11 protein-coding genes are annotated in these 15,072 nt (G+C 71.8%); 6 read left to right on the top strand and 5 right to left on the bottom strand.

The window, feature by feature from the left end; genetic code table 11:
• The first annotated feature begins 17 nt into the window (after window positions 1-17).
• Genes RM704_RS29285 through RM704_RS29270 form a run of 4 tightly spaced genes read left to right on the top strand, consistent with a single transcriptional unit; the run spans window position 18 to window position 5,782 of the window.
• Window positions 18-1,634 carry a carboxyl transferase domain-containing protein gene (locus RM704_RS29285; protein ID WP_033531259.1) on the top strand — a complete coding sequence of 539 codons (1,617 nt, stop codon included), beginning with the start codon at window positions 18-20 and terminating at the stop codon, window positions 1,632-1,634.
• Window positions 1,635-1,653: 19 nt separating this feature from the next.
• A complete protein-coding gene (locus tag RM704_RS29280; protein ID WP_033531258.1) occupies window positions 1,654-3,669 on the top strand; it encodes an acetyl/propionyl/methylcrotonyl-CoA carboxylase subunit alpha in 2,016 nt (671 codons plus the stop codon).
• Window positions 3,666-4,616: a hydroxymethylglutaryl-CoA lyase gene (locus RM704_RS29275; protein WP_033531257.1), complete on the top strand. Its 951-nt coding sequence runs from the start codon at window positions 3,666-3,668 to the stop codon at window positions 4,614-4,616. The genes RM704_RS29280 and RM704_RS29275 overlap by 4 nt, the downstream gene beginning before the upstream one ends.
• Window positions 4,617-4,621: 5 nt before the next feature.
• Window positions 4,622-5,782 (top strand): acyl-CoA dehydrogenase family protein, encoded by a 1,161-nt coding sequence (locus RM704_RS29270; protein ID WP_033531256.1) that lies wholly within the window; start codon window positions 4,622-4,624, stop codon window positions 5,780-5,782.
• A gap of 728 nt (window positions 5,783-6,510) precedes the next feature.
• Here RM704_RS29270 and RM704_RS29265 read toward each other — a convergent pair.
• From RM704_RS29265 to RM704_RS29250, 4 genes are all read right to left on the bottom strand, one after another.
• Window positions 6,511-7,527, bottom strand: a complete 1,017-nt coding sequence (locus RM704_RS29265) for a methyltransferase (RefSeq protein WP_202808161.1) — start codon at window positions 7,525-7,527, stop codon at window positions 6,511-6,513.
• The gene (locus RM704_RS29260) at window positions 7,524-9,182 is read right to left on the bottom strand and encodes a class I adenylate-forming enzyme family protein (RefSeq protein WP_311591363.1); all 1,659 of its coding nucleotides are present in this window, start codon (window positions 9,180-9,182) and stop codon (window positions 7,524-7,526) included. The genes RM704_RS29265 and RM704_RS29260 overlap by 4 nt, the downstream gene beginning before the upstream one ends.
• A 22-nt stretch (window positions 9,183-9,204) precedes the next feature.
• Window positions 9,205-10,452 (bottom strand): FAD-dependent monooxygenase, encoded by a 1,248-nt coding sequence (locus RM704_RS29255; protein ID WP_063774530.1) that lies wholly within the window; start codon window positions 10,450-10,452, stop codon window positions 9,205-9,207.
• Between the two features lie 371 nt (window positions 10,453-10,823).
• Entirely contained in the window at window positions 10,824-12,104 is a 1,281-nt protein-coding gene (locus RM704_RS29250; protein WP_078937437.1) for an MFS transporter, read from the bottom strand.
• A gap of 91 nt (window positions 12,105-12,195) precedes the next feature.
• Here RM704_RS29250 and RM704_RS29245 point away from each other — a divergent pair, with 91 nt between their 5' ends.
• Both RM704_RS29245 and RM704_RS29240 read left to right on the top strand, forming a co-directional pair.
• On the top strand, window positions 12,196-12,675 hold the full coding sequence (locus RM704_RS29245) for an RrF2 family transcriptional regulator (protein ID WP_033531254.1): 480 nt from the start codon (window positions 12,196-12,198) through the stop codon (window positions 12,673-12,675).
• Between the two features lie 60 nt (window positions 12,676-12,735).
• Entirely contained in the window at window positions 12,736-13,782 is a 1,047-nt protein-coding gene (locus tag RM704_RS29240; RefSeq protein ID WP_078937421.1) for a ParB/RepB/Spo0J family partition protein, read from the top strand.
• Window positions 13,783-13,913: 131 nt separating this feature from the next.
• Here the strand turns inward: RM704_RS29240 and RM704_RS29235 are convergent, their stop codons facing one another.
• Window positions 13,914-14,759, bottom strand: coding sequence for an AfsR/SARP family transcriptional regulator (locus RM704_RS29235; protein WP_157856797.1), 846 nt, complete (start codon window positions 14,757-14,759; stop codon window positions 13,914-13,916).
• Window positions 14,760-15,072: the final 313 nt, after the last annotated feature.

Here is a 15,072-nt window from a genome sequence, read left to right as displayed (position 1 = left end):
GGTGAGGGGTTCGCAGGATGCACGAGGCACCGGAGCTTCACAGCGCGGCCGACCCCGCGTCGGAAGCCTGGCGGGCCAACGAGGAGGCCCACCGCGCGCTGGTGGACGAGCTGCGCGGCAAGCTCGCCGCCGCCCGGCTCGGCGGCGGTGAGAAGGCGCGCGCCCGGCACACCGCGCGCGGCAAGCTGCTGCCGCGCGACCGGGTCGACACCCTCCTCGACCCCGGCTCCCCGTTCCTGGAGCTGGCGCCCCTGGCCGCCGACGGACTGTACGAGGGGCAGGCGCCGGCGGCGGGGGTGATCGCCGGGATCGGCCGGGTCGGCGGACGCGAGTGCGTCGTCGTCGCCAACGACGCCACCGTCAAGGGCGGCACCTACTACCCGATGACGGTGAAGAAGCACCTGCGCGCGCAGGAGGTGGCCCTGGAGAACCGCCTCCCCTGCCTCTACCTCGTCGACTCCGGCGGTGCCTTCCTGCCCATGCAGGACGAGGTCTTCCCCGACCGTGAGCACTTCGGCCGGATCTTCTACAACCAGGCGCGGATGTCGGGGGCGGGCATCCCGCAGATCGCCGCCGTGCTCGGGTCGTGCACGGCGGGAGGCGCGTACGTCCCCGCCATGAGCGACGAAGCCGTGATCGTCCGGGGGCAGGGCACGATCTTCCTGGGCGGCCCGCCGCTCGTGAAGGCCGCCACCGGTGAGGTCGTCACCGCCGAGGAGCTGGGCGGCGGCGAGGTGCACTCCCGGATCTCGGGTGTCACCGACCACCTCGCGGAGAGCGACGCCCACGCCCTGCGCATCGTGCGGACCATCGTCTCCACCCTGCCCGCCCGGGGCCCGCTGCCCTGGTCGGTCGAACCGGTCGTCGAGCCCAAGGTCGATCCCCACACGCTGTACGGGGCGGTGCCGGTCGACTCCCGCACCCCGTACGACGTGCGGGAGGTCATCGCGCGCGTGGTCGACGGTTCGCGGTTCGCCGAGTTCAAGGCGGAGTTCGGGCAGACCCTCGTCACCGGCTTCGCCCGGATCCACGGGCACCCGGTCGGGATCGTCGCCAACAACGGCATCCTGTTCTCCGAGTCCGCCCAGAAGGGCGCCCACTTCATCGAGCTGTGCGACCAGCGCGGCATCCCGCTGGTCTTCCTGCAGAACATCTCCGGCTTCATGGTCGGCCGGGACTACGAGGCGGGTGGCATCGCCAAGCACGGGGCCAAGATGGTGACGGCGGTGGCCTGCACCCGCGTCCCCAAGCTGACGGTCGTGATCGGCGGCTCGTACGGCGCGGGCAACTACTCGATGTGCGGCCGGGCGTACTCGCCGCGCTTCCTGTGGATGTGGCCGAACGCCAAGATCTCGGTGATGGGCGGCGAGCAGGCCGCGTCCGTCCTCGCGACCGTGAAGCGGGACCAGTTGGAGGCGCGCGGCGAGGACTGGCCGGCGGCGGACGAGGAGTCCTTCAAGGACCCGATCCGCGCCCAGTACGAGCGCCAGGGCAACGCCTACTACGCCACCGCCCGGCTGTGGGACGACGGGGTCATCGACCCCCTCGACACCCGCCAGGTCCTGGGCCTGGCCCTGACCGCCTGTGCCAACGCGCCCCTGGGTGAACCCCAGTTCGGCGTCTTCCGGATGTGAGGGGGAGCTGACAGTGAGCATGTTCGACACGGTCCTCGTGGCCAACCGGGGCGAGATCGCCGTCCGCGTCATCCGCACCCTGCGGTCGCTGGGCGTCCGCTCCGTCGCGGTGTACTCCGACGCGGACGCCGACGCCCGGCACGTCCGGGAGGCCGACACGGCGGTACGGATCGGCCCGGCGCCGGCGGGCGAGAGCTATCTCGTGGCCGAGCGGCTGCTTCGGGCGGCGGCCCGCACGGGCGCGCAGGCGGTACACCCGGGGTACGGCTTCCTCGCGGAGAACGCCGCCTTCGCGCGGGCGTGCGCCGACGCGGGCCTCGTCTTCATCGGCCCTCCCGCCGACGCCATCTCCCTCATGGGCGACAAGATCCGTGCCAAGGAGACGGTCCGGGCGGCCGGGGTGCCGGTGGTGCCCGGCTCCAGCGGCAGCGGGCTGACGGACGGCCAACTCGCCGACGCCGCACGGGAGATCGGCATGCCGGTACTGCTGAAGCCCAGCGCGGGCGGCGGCGGCAAGGGCATGCGGCTGGTCCGGGACGCGGCCGTGCTGGCCGACGAGATCGCCGCCGCCCGCCGCGAGGCCCGCGCCTCCTTCGGCGACGACACCCTCCTCGTGGAGCGGTGGATCGACCGACCCCGGCACATCGAGATCCAGGTCCTGGCGGACGGCCACGGCAACGTGGTGCACCTCGGCGAGCGCGAATGCTCCCTCCAGCGCCGCCACCAGAAGATCATCGAGGAGGCGCCCAGCGTCCTGCTCGACGAGGCCACCCGAGCCGCCATGGGCGAGGCGGCCGTCCAGGCGGCCCGTTCCTGCGGCTACTCCGGCGCGGGCACGGTCGAGTTCATCGTCCCCGGCGGCGACCCGTCCTCGTACTACTTCATGGAGATGAACACCCGCCTCCAGGTCGAGCACCCGGTGACCGAGCTGGTCACCGGTGTCGACCTGGTGGAGTGGCAGCTGCGGGTCGCGGCGGGCGAGCGGCTGGCGTTCGGTCAGCGGGACGTGACGCTGACGGGGCACGCGGTCGAGGCCCGCCTCTGCGCCGAGGACCCCGCGCGCGGCTTCCTCCCCTCCGGCGGCACGATCCTGCGGCTGCGCGAACCCCAGGGCGACGGCATCCGCACGGACTCGGGCCTCAGCGAGGGCACGGAGGTCGGCTCGCTGTACGACCCGATGCTCTCCAAGGTCATCGCCTACGGCCCCGACCGCGCCACCGCCCTGCGCCGGCTCAGGGCGGCCCTCGCGGAGACGGTCACCCTGGGCGTCCAGACGAACGCCGGGTTCCTGCGGCGGCTGCTGGCCCACCCGGCGGTGGTGGCGGGCGAGTTGGACACGGGGCTGGTCGAGCGGGAGGTGGACGGGCTGGTGTCGGACGAGGTGCCGGTGGAGGTCCTCGCGGCGGCGGCGCTGCGCCAGGCCGCGCCGGGCCCGGCCGACGGCGGCGGCACGGGCTGGACCGATCCGTTCGACGCGGCCGTCGGCTGGCGGCTGGGCGGTGAGCGGGCCTGGACGGCGCACCATCTGCGACTGCCGGGGCACGAACCGGTGACCGTGCGGGTGCGCCGTGCGGCGGACGGCACGGCCGAGGTGCTGCCGGACGGGGCCGACACCCCCCTGCGGGGGTCCGGGGGCGTGCTCACGCGCCCCGGGGACGAGGGCCGGTTCACGCTCCACCTCGACGGCGTCACCCACACCTTCGACCACGCCGCCGACTGGCTGGGCCGCGACGGCGACGCCTGGCACGTGCGCGACCACGACCCCGTGGCGGCGTCCCTGAGCCGGTCCGCGCACGCCGGCGCCGACTCGCTCACCGCCCCCATGCCCGGCACCGTCACCGTGGTGAAGGTGGCCGTCGGGGACGTGGTGACCGCCGGGCAGAGCCTGCTGGTGGTGGAGGCGATGAAGATGGAGCACGTGGTCTGCGCGCCGCACGCCGGGACGGTCGCCGAACTGGACGTCACACCGGGCACGACGGTCGCCATGGACCAGGTCCTCGCGGTCGTCGCACCCCACGAGGAGGTGGAGCGATGACCCTGCCCATGACGGTCCCCGAACCCGGTCTGCCGGCCCGCGTCCGGATCCACGAGGTCGGTGCCCGGGACGGCCTGCAGAACGAGAAGTCGACCGTGCCCACCGAGGTCAAGGCGGAGTTCGTCCGCCGCCTGGCCGACGCGGGACTCACCACGATCGAGGCCACCAGTTTCGTCCACCCCAAGTGGGTGCCCCAACTGGCCGACGCGGAGCGGCTCTTCCCGCTCGTGAGCGACCTGCCGGTGGCCCTCCCCGTCCTCGTCCCCAACGAGCGCGGCCTCGACCGCGCCCTCGCGCTCGGCGCCCGCCGGATCGCCGTCTTCGCCAGCGCCACCGAGTCCTTCGCCAAGGCCAACCTCAACCGCACGGTCGACGAGGCACTGGCGATGTTCGCACCGGTCGTCGGCCGGGCGAAGGCGGAGGGCGCGCACGTGCGCGGCTATCTGTCGATGTGCTTCGGCGACCCGTGGGAGGGCGCGGTCCCGATCCCCCAGGTCACCAAGGTCTGCCGCGCCCTGCTCGACATGGGCTGCGACGAACTCAGCCTCGGCGACACCATCGGGGTGGCGACACCAGGTCACGTGCGGGCGCTGCTGACCGAACTCGACGTCCCCGTGGACAGGCTCGGCGTGCACTTCCACGACACGTACGGCCAGGCCCTCGCCAACACCTACGCGGCGCTCCAGCACGGCGTCACCACCGTGGACGCCTCCGCGGGCGGCCTCGGCGGCTGCCCGTACGCGAAGTCCGCCACCGGCAACCTCGCCACCGAAGACCTCGTGTGGATGCTGCGCGGACTCGGCATCGACACCGGCGTCGACCTCGGCCGCCTCGTCGCCACCAGCACGTGGATGGCCGGACACCTGGGCCGACCCAGCCCGTCCCGCACCGTACGAGCCCTGTCCCACGAGGACGACGAGGGCCACGAGGACCTGAAGGAGCAGTGACGTCCATGAACCACCGTCTCTCCCCCGAGCTGGAAGAACTCCGCCGTACGGTGGAGGAGTTCGCGCACGAGGTCGTCGCGCCCAAGATCGGCGACCTCTACGAGCGGCACGAGTTCCCGTACGAGATCGTGCGCGAGATGGGCCGCATGGGGCTGTTCGGCCTGCCGTTCCCCGAGGAGTACGGCGGCATGGGCGGCGACTATCTGGCGCTGGGCATCGCGCTGGAGGAGCTGGCCCGGGTGGACTCGTCCGTGGCCATCACCCTCGAAGCCGGGGTCTCCCTGGGCGCGATGCCGATCCACCTCTTCGGCACACCGGCCCAGAAGGCGGAGTGGCTGCCGCGGCTGTGCTCCGGCGAGATGCTGGGCGCGTTCGGCCTCACCGAGCCCGACGGCGGCTCGGACGCGGGCGCGACCCGGACGACGGCCCGCCTGGACGAGTCGACGAACGAATGGGTCATCAACGGCAGCAAGTGCTTCATCACCAACTCGGGCACGGACATCACGGGCCTGGTCACGGTCACGGCGGTGACGGGCCGCACCCCGGAGGGCAAGCCGCTGATCTCGTCGATCATCGTCCCGTCGGGCACCCCCGGCTTCACGGTGGCGGCGCCCTATTCCAAGGTCGGCTGGAACGCCTCCGACACCCGGGAGCTGTCCTTCTCCGACGTACGGGTCCCCGCGGAGAACCTCCTCGGCGAACTCGGCCGCGGCTACGCCCAGTTCCTGCGCATCCTCGACGAGGGCCGCATCGCCATCTCGGCCCTCGCCACGGGCCTCGCCCAGGGCTGCGTGGACGAGTCGGTGAAGTACGCGAAGGAACGTCACGCCTTCGGCCGCCCGATCGGCGCCAACCAGGCCATCCAGTTCAAGATCGCCGACATGGAGATGAAGGCCCACACAGCCCGCCTCGCCTGGCGCGACGCCGCCTACCGCCTGGTCTCCGGCGAACCCTTCAAGAAGGAGGCGGCCCTGGCGAAGCTGTACTCGTCGACGATCGCCGTGGACAACGCCCGCGACGCCACCCAGATCCACGGCGGCTACGGCTTCATGAACGAGTACCCCGTCGCCCGTATGTGGCGCGACTCCAAGATCCTGGAGATCGGCGAGGGCACGAGCGAGGTCCAGCGGATGCTGATCGCGAGGGAGCTGGGACTGGTGGGCTGACCTCCGGTCTCCCTGGCGTCGGGGGGAGCAGCAGTCGTACGGGACGGCCCGGTGGTCTGCGCCCGACGAGCGGGCCGAGTCCGGGCCGAGTCCGGCCCGCGCGCCCGTGTCACCGGTGGCCCCGTGCACCCCGAGGAGTTCAGCTCCGTAGAGGTGTCGGGGACACCGACGGCTTCGACGGGGTGGCCGGCGGGCCGACGGGCCACCGCGTCGGTCCACGACGACGCCGCCCCGACGCCACCCCGATCGCCGCGCTCCAGGCCGAGAGCGGCGGCGAGTTCGTCCCGGGAGGGCGGACGCCCGCGGCGAGGACCAGCAGAGCGCGGTCCAGGACCGTGCGTCGGTGAACCTGACGGCCCCCACCGTGCCGCGGGGTGGGCCTCAACGAGGCGACGGCGGTTCGGCAGCGCAGGTCGAGGCCGAGCTCCGTGGCGCCGCGGTGGAGCAGCCGGGTCGCCCCTGCGAGGCGGAGGAGACCGCCGCAGCCCGTGATGGCCCGGGGCGGCCTCCGCCGACGCGGTGGGTGCGCGCCCCCCGACTCAGCGATGACCTCCGGCACGCCCGACAGCACCGCGGCGCCGGGGCGGTCCAAGTCGGCCGGGGGGCAGCACATCCGGGGCAGGTCCAGCCCTCTGGCAGGGCCTGCCCCGGTTCACCGGGAAGTCCGCCGGACGCGCCCGTGCCGGGGCCGGCGGTGGGACGCGGTCCTCCCCGGTGTCGTCATCAGGTCAGCTCGGTTCGGCGACCACGAGGTGGGTCTCCAGGGGCAGGCCGTGGACGGCCTTCACCGTGAAGCCGGCCTTGTCGAGGAGCGTGCGGTACTGCGTCTCGTCCCGCTCCCGGCCGCCCCCGAGCACCACCAGCATGTGCATGTTGTAGCCCTGGGTCAGCGAGGAGCCGGTGCCGCGGGCCAGGATGCGTTCCAGGATCACCAGTCGGCCGCCGGGGGCCATCGCCCGACGGCAGTTGGTGAGGATCCGGTGACATGCCTCGTCGTCGAAGCAGTGCAGAATGCGGGAGAGGATGTACACGTCGCCGCCGGACGGGACCGACTCGAAGAAGTTCCCGGCGACCCGCTCGCACCGGTCCGCGTGGTCCGTGGCGATCGGGCGGTCCTTGGTCTCCTCGATCACATGGGGGGCGTCGAAGAGCACGGCACGCGGGCCCTCGTTCGCGTTGAGGATCTCGTTGAGGAGCGCCCCGTGGCCCCCGGCGACGTCCACGATCCGCCTCGCCCCGGAGAAGTCGTGGACCCGGCTGACAGCGGAGAAGAAGAGCGTGCCCGCCACCATGGCCCGCTCGTACGTGAGCGATACCTCGGGGTTCTGGTGCAGATACGAGAACAGGTCGGATCCGTACACATGGGCGAAGGCCGAGCGGCCGGTGCGCAGCGAGTGGGAGAGCGCGCCCCACGCCGGGTAGAAGTGTGAGCCATAGATGCGTACGTGATCGCGCATCGAGTCCTCGGCGTCGGTGCGCAGCAGCTCACCGACGGCGGTGAGCGCGTAGCCGCTCGGCTCGTCGCCTTCGACCACGTCCAGGCTCTCCAGGAACAGCAGGAGTCTGCCCAGGGCGTCGGCGTCGGTCCGGGTCGCCAGGGCCAGTTCGACGGTGCGGATACGGCCCGCGTTCGCGATGGCGTCGACGATGCCCGCCTCGGTGGCGAGGTAGACGGCCTGGGTCTTCCAGAACCCGGCCATGAGCTCGAACAGCCGGCGTCCCGCCGTGGTGTCCTTCATGGTCATGCCCCCACCGTGTCGTCCGTCACCGGGTCCGTCCCGAGGGGCCGCAGCCGTCCTTCGCGAAGCAGTCGGATCAGCTCGGGTCGCTGGACCTTCCGGGTCGAGGTGCGCGGCAGGTCCTCGAACCGGAACTGCTGGAAGTCGCTCATCGAGGGCAGGTCGAAGGTCGCCCGCCGCCAGCGCCTCTCGTCGAGCGGCGCCTCTCCCCGGGTGGCCACCACCGGGACCGGCTCGCCCTGCGGACCGGCCACGATCACAATCTCGCGCAGCTCCTCCAGACGGCTCATCAGGAGGTCCTCGACCGCGAGGCTGCTTTCCACGGAGTCGATGCGGTCCACCTCGCGGTCCATCAGGTGCAGCAGACCCCAGCGGCTGCGGTAGCCCATGTCACCGACCCGCCACCAGCCGTCGTGCACCTGGCTCTCGAACCGTTCGTTCTCGCCGAGATAGGTGAGGATCCGCGTACGGCTGCGTACTTCGAGGTGGCCGGTCCGTCCCGAGCCGACCCGCCGGCCGTCGTCGTCGACGACACGCATGGAGATGAAGCCGGGCAACGGCAGGCCGACACAGCGGCCGTCCGCCTTGTGGGCGGTCTGACGTGTGTACCAGCGCCCGGCCATGGGGCCGATCTCCGACTGGCCGTAGAACTGGACGAAGACCGGCCGCTTGTGTCGTGAGGCGGCGAGCATGCGCTGGATGGTGCGCGGGTGCATCGCGTCGAACGTGGCGCCGAAGACCCGGACGCTGGAGAGGGGCGCCCCCGGTGCGGAGTCCAGTTCCTCCCAGTCGACATACGTGTTGGGGTGGGTCTCGATGTAACCGGGGCGGGTGCGGACGAACAGCGGGCCGATGCGGTCCGGGTCCGGATCGACGGCGATCACCATCGGGTTGCCGTGGCCGAGGAACATGGCCAGCCCCTGATAGAAGCGGGAGTGCACGAACGTCATGCACAGGGCGGCCGTCTCCCGCCCCCGTATGGGCCAAGACACCACTCGCTGGGGCACGAGGCGGTGCCAGCCGGTCTCGGGGCAGTGCACGGCCAGCTTCGGGATGCCCGTCGTACCGGAGCTGTGGGTGATCAGCGACGGCTGGCGCGGGTGGAGGAACACCGGCTCGCGCCGGGGCGCGTCCGCGTGCTCGGCGAGCACGGCCACCTCGACGCTCCGCCCGGACGACTTCGCGGCGAGGTCGGCGGGCGCGGTCCCGGCGGACAACAGGACCTTGCGGACGTCGTCGGCCAGTTCGACCCCGCTCAGCTTCCCCGCGAGGGTGTCGCCGTCGGTGAGCAGCCACGGCCGCTCCAGCCGGACGAGCAGCTCGCGCGCCACCGCGCCGTCCAGCGCCGGTGACAGCAGCGCGGGTACGGCGCCGATGCGGGCAGTGGCGCAGGCGAGCAGCGCGATGTCGAAGTTGTCCGTCTTGTACAGCGCCACGCGTTCGGTCGGCCTGACCCCGGCCGCCCACAGGCGCGCCGCCAACTCATCTATCTGGTCGGCCAGTTCACCGACCGTGAAGTGTGTGCCGCGGTCGGGGGCCCACTGCGGCGGGCGGTCGAGGGTGATCCGCGTGGTGGCGTCACGGCGCGCGGCCGCGTGGAAGATGTCGCCGATGTAGAAACCGTTCCCGCGCGTGACCCGGGACAACAACGTGTGCAGCACTGGTTCTCCTCGTGGGTGAGGGTCAGGAGCGAAGGGTGGGACGTGCGGTCACGGGCTCCCGCTCGGCGGTCACCGCGGGACCCGGGTGCGGGGCGACGGCCGCCCCGGCGTCGTAGCCGTACAGCCAGTCCAGGTGCTCCAGGCCCTGCCGGGCGCGGAGCCCGCTGTCGCGCCTCGCCTGGTCCGCGCCGTCGGGGAGGTGGAACGTCTCCCCCAGCGCGCGGGCGCGCCGGTGGACGTCGGCGGTCCGGGGGATGCGGAACTCCTCGTAGCGGCGTACCGCACGGGCCAGTTCTCCGGGGCCGGCGTCCCGGAGGAGTCGTACGAGGACCATGGCGTCCTCCAGGGCCTGGTTCGCGCCCTGCGAGAGATAGGGGAGGGTGGGGTGCGCGGCGTCGCCGAGCAGCACCACCCGGTCGGTGGCGTACCGGTCGGCCATGTCGCGGTCGAACAGGCCCCAGCGCGTCACCGAGGCCGCGGCGGTCACCACCCGCCGGACCTCCTCGTGCCAGCCGGCGAACGCCGCGTCGAGGTTCTCCACCGTGCCCGGGGAGGACGAGGTGCCGGCCTGTCCGTCGCCGCTGACGCCGACGGCGCTGAAGTGGACCGTGTCGCCGCCCACGACGGGGTAGTAGGTGACGTGTCGCTGGGGGCCGAGCCAGAACACGACGCGCGGGTCACGCGCGAAGGACGGCACGATGTCCGCCGGGACGAGACCGCGGTGCACCGAGTAGCCGGAGAAACGCGGCTCGTCGTCGACGACCGCCTTCCGGACGACGGAGTGCACTCCGTCGGCCCCGATCACCAGGTCCGCCGTGGTGACCGAGCCGTCCGTGAAGTGGAGTTCGACCTCGTCGGGCCGTTCCACCACACGCGCGCAGCCCCGGCCGAGTTCGACGACGCCCTCGGGCAGGGCGGACACCAGGCAACGCTGCAGATCCGCCCGGTGGATCAGGTAGTAGGGGGCACCGAACCGTTCGTCGCACAGGGTGCCGTGCTCGACTCGGGCGATCAGGCTTCCGTCGTCCCATCGTCGGGTCTCGATGGCCCCGGCCCGGACGCCGGTCCGGGCGAGCGCGTCCGTGATGCCCAGCCGCTTCAGGACACGCACCCCGTTGGGCGAGAGCTGGATGCCCGCACCCACGGCTCCGAACACCGGCGTCTGCTCGTAGAGCCGGACGTCCATGCCATGACGGTGCAGCAGCGTGGCGGTGACCAGGCCGGCGACGCCACCTCCCACGATGGCGATCTGTGCCTTCGACGGTGCCATGCGCATCCTCTCGACCAGAGGGACGGAGTCCGGGCGACGCCGCGAAGGGCCGACTCGTCGCCCGGACGGCGGGGGTGCCGTCAGCCTCGCAAACAGCTGTCGAGGTCACGTACGAACACCTGTCGAGGCCGAGCAGTAGGAACGCTCAACGCCGATGGCCCAGGCACGAAAAGGGCAAGAGCCCACCCCGGGGGATTCGGGTGGGCCCTTGCCGGTTCAGGGGGCGGGCTCTCGGCCGTCGGAGGAAGGTGAAGGCGATACGGCCCGCGAAGCCCTCTGCATGAGGCAGCGCTGAAGGGGCGCGGGGAACCGCGCGAGGGGCCACGACGGTGTCGCACGCGGGACGCCCGTCGCGGCACTTCGCGCGGAGCTCAGCGCAGCGCCTGCGCCTTTTCGATCTGTCGCGGCGACAGCCGGGCGATGGGCCAGAGCATGAGGACGGTGAGCGCGGCGAGGAGGCCGAAGGCCTGCTGGTATTCGCCGGTGGTGTCGCGCAGGGCGCCCACGACGACCGGTGCGAGTGCCGCGCATCCGTAGCCGACGAAGAACGCCATCGCGGCGAACCGCCCGGCCTGCGCGGCGTCACGGCTCGCCGAGACGGGCAGCGTCAGGACCAGGGTGAACAGTCCGCCGTGTCCGATGCCCATGGCGAGGACCCAGAGCCACGTGCCGGTACCCGGGCTGAAACCGAAGCCCAGGAAGCCCACGGCGGTCAGCACGGTCGTCACCGTCAGCCCGAAGCGTTTGTCGGCGCGCTCGCCGAGCAGCACGGGCACGCCCAGCATGGCGACGACCTGGATGGAGATCATCACGGTGAGCATGAAGCCGGCCCGAGCCTCGCTCAGTCCGCCGTCGTCGTGCAGCAGCGGCGCGATCCACGCCAACTCGCAGTAGTAGAGGGCGGAGTTGCCGGCGGAGATCGCGGTGATCCGCCAGGCCAGCGCGGAGCTCCAGGGCAGACCGGTGGTGGCCGGGCCCTTGGGACCGTCGATGTCGGCGAGGCGCAGTTGCCCCTTCGCGGCGGTCCACAGCACCATGCCCGCGACGGCGAGGATCGCCCAGGACGCCAGGGCCCCGGGCCAGGAGTCGATCGCGTCGGCCAGCGGCGCGCTGGCACCGGCGGCGACCGCGCCGCCCAGGCCGAGCCCCGCCGTGTAGATCCCGGTGACCAGTCCGGCGCGGTCGGCGAAGCGGGTCTTGACGACGGCCGGCAGCAGGGTCTGGGAGATCGCGATACCGGTGCCCACGACGGCGGCGCAGCACAGTTGCAGCCAGGTGGCCCCGCCCAGGCCGCGGGCCGCGGTCGCCAGGGCGACGACGGTCAGCCCGAGCAGCACACCGCGCTGCAGCCCCCACCTACGGCCCACCGAGGCGGCCAGCGGCGCGCCCAGGCCCATGGCCAGGGTCGGGATGGTGGTCAGCAGCGACACCGCGGTCGCCGAGAGGTCCAGATCCGCGCGGATCCGGTCCACCAGGGGGGAGACCGCGGCGATCGCCGGACGGAGGTTGGCCGCTGCCACGAAGAGGGCGACGGCGGCGAAGCCGAGCGCCGCGCGCCCCTGGCCGGGTGCCGGGACGGCACCTTCCGAGCTGCGGCCAGGTGTCACGACAGCACCTGACGCGGGACTTAAACGATCTTCGGTTTCGCTCATGACCTGCACCTTCGCTATCTCGGACATTTACCGTCCTTGTTTATACCAGAATCCCGGACACTCAATGTCGGAGATTGCTACCCTGGCGGTCATGAAGCTGTCCAACGGAGTCGAGTGGGCACTGCACTGCTGTGTCTCACTCGGCCAGAGCCACGCGCCCGTGCCGGCCGCCCGACTCGCGAAGCTGCACGGCATCCCGCCCGCCTATCTCGCCAAGCATCTGCAGTCGCTCTCCCAGGCCGGAATCCTGCGGTCCACACCTGGGCCGGTCGGGGGGTACTCCTTCGCCCAGTCGCCCACGCAGGTCTCCGTCCTCGACGTCGTCCTGGCGATCGACGGCCCGGAACCGGCGTTCCGCTGCACCGAGATCCGCAGGCAGGGCCCGCTCGGGCTGGGCCCCGAGAAGTGCCGGAAGCCCTGCGCCGTGTCGCGGGCCATGGCCGCCGCCGACGCGGCGTGGCGGGCGGCGCTCAAGGGCGTCACGATCGCCGACCTCGCCCGGGACATCGACGCCGACAGCGCCGGGACGGCCATGGGGTCGGTCCGGCAATGGCTGGCCGGTACGGGATAGCCCCGCCCGGACCGTCCCGCGCCGCCCCCTTACTGGATGTCCCCGGAGGTGCACTGAGCAATGAGCCCTGATGAGTGCCACGTGCGCGCGCTCGGCTCCGAACTGTCCGCCGTGGAATCGGTACCGATCGGCCGGCTGCTGCCGGCCGACTCCCCTCGCCGGTGGGGCGAGGACGACGAACACGTCCGGCTGCTCGCCCAGTCGGACGCACCGCTGCCCCCGATCATCGTGCACCGACCGTCCATGCGCGTCATCGACGGCATGCACCGGCTGCTGGCCGCCCGTCGGCACGGCGCGCGCGAGATCCGGGTGCGATTCTTCGACGGCCCGCCGGAGGACGCCTTCGTCCTCGCGGTCAAGGCCAACGTCAGGCACGGACTGCCGCTGTCCGCGGCCGAGCGCACCGCCGCCGCGACCCGCATCATCCGCTCCCACCCGGACTGGTCCGACCGCGCGATCGCCTCCGTCACCAGCCTCTCGGCGAAGACGGTCGGTGCCCAACGCCTCAGGATCTTCGGCAGTCCCGGCCGGTCGGCACGGGTCGGAAAGGACGGCAGGGTCCGTCCGCTCACAGCCGCCGAGGGGCGCAGGATCGCGGCCCGCCTCATCGCCGAGGAGCCCTCGGCGTCCCTGCGCAGCATCGCCAAGAGGGCGGGCATCGCCCCGGGGACGGTCCGCGACGTACGGGAACGGCTGGAGCGCGGTGAGGACCCCGTGCCGTCCAGACCCGCCGCCGCGACCGCGGGGCCCACGGCAGTCGTACCGCGGCCGCCGCACGCCGTCGCCCCGTCGCATCCGGCCTTCGGTCCCGACACGGCGCGTATGTCGGCCGAGACCCGCGAGGCGATGTTCCGCAGCCTGTGCCGGGATCCGTCCCTGCGCATGACCGAGACCGGGCGTCTGCTGCTGCGCATGATGGAGATCCACATGGCGGCGGACCACCGGCACATCGCGGCGGCGGTGCCGGCGCACTGCGCGGACTCGCTCTCCGCGATGGCCACGGCCTGCGCGGAGGTCTGGCAGGAGCTGGCCGTCCTGATCAAGGCGTCCGCCCACGCCCCGGCCCTGCCCACCGCGCCCCGGCGGAGCACCGCCTCCGCCGTCTAGGGTCTTGCCGGCAGACCGTTTCGGGGGCCGCGGAAGGACCTCGTCGACGGGGCGTCGCGGCCCCGGGAAAACGACCGCGGCCCGGGAACGTTCGTTCCCCGGCCGCGGTCCCCGTCACCGACGGGACACCCTCACGTCGTGCCGTACTCCGAGTTCAGTATGGCCAGTTGCAGATCCTGGAGCGGGGCACCGGGTTCGATCCCGACCTCGTTCACGAGGCGCACGCGCAGGCCGCGCAGCACCCCGAGAGCCTCAGCCCGACGGCCACCGAGCGCGAGCGCCCGCACGTACTGATGGTGCAGGCCCTCATGGAGCTCATGCTCCCGGGTGACGGCGGCGAGCTGGGTGACGGCCCTTTGATGCAGACCGGCCTCGATGTGCGCCTCGGCCCGCATCGCTATGGCGTCGAGCCGGCACTCCTCGAAGAGCCGCCGTTTCGAATCGAGCACGGGCCCGAGAGGCACATCCGCCAACGCGTCCCCGCGCCACAACTCCAAGGCCGCGTCCAGCAGTCGAATGCCCTCCGCGGTGTCGCCTTCCGCCAGGCATTTACTGCCGAGCCGTGTCAGCCGCTGGAAATCCAGCCAGTCGAGCTGAAAGTGGGCGCCTTTCAAGATGTACCCGCCCGACCGGGTCGCCAGCACCTCCTGGGAGATACTCGCCGCCGGGCGTCCGCTCACTCGCGCCAGTAGTTTTCGACAATTCAATATGTAGGTTTGCAGGGTGCGCAGCGCGGTCGCGGGCGGCTGCTCCGGCCACAGCTCACGCACCAGAACCTGGACCGGGACCACCTGGTCGGCGTGAACCAGCAACATGGCCAGAACCATACGGATCTTCGGCGCGACCGCGACGGTTTCGACCGCCCCGTCCACACCGACGTGCAATGCTCCCAGAACCGTGCCCTTCACACGGGGCTGAGCACTCTGGACCTCGTGGACCTCCCGCGCGACATGGAAAGCAAAGCCGGGTTCGGTCACGTACTCCGATCGGTACACCTATCCCCCATCGCTCAAATCCGGTCACCAATTGCCAACAAAAGGCGAGATGAATTGACTGAGGCGATCTCAATGTAACAGCATTCTTTTGCTCCACCAGAACCACTTCCGGCCGACCTGGCCGTAAACGGTCGAAAAATTTGCGTCGACCGGGTTCCTCTCTGTGCAACTGAGGAGCTTCCTCAGTTGCACAGTCGCCCGCACCCCACCACGTTCAACCGACGCCCGGCCATCGCCACCATCGCGAGCTGTGATTCAACGATTCCTTCGACCGTTTCTTGAACGCCCCCTGTGA

The organism is Streptomyces gottesmaniae (genome assembly GCF_031845845.1).
Taxonomy (GTDB): Bacteria; Actinomycetota; Actinomycetes; order Streptomycetales; family Streptomycetaceae; genus Streptomyces; species Streptomyces akebiae.
The sequence above is the reverse complement of the archived record's forward strand: the minus strand, read 5'-3'. Positions and strand labels throughout refer to the sequence as shown.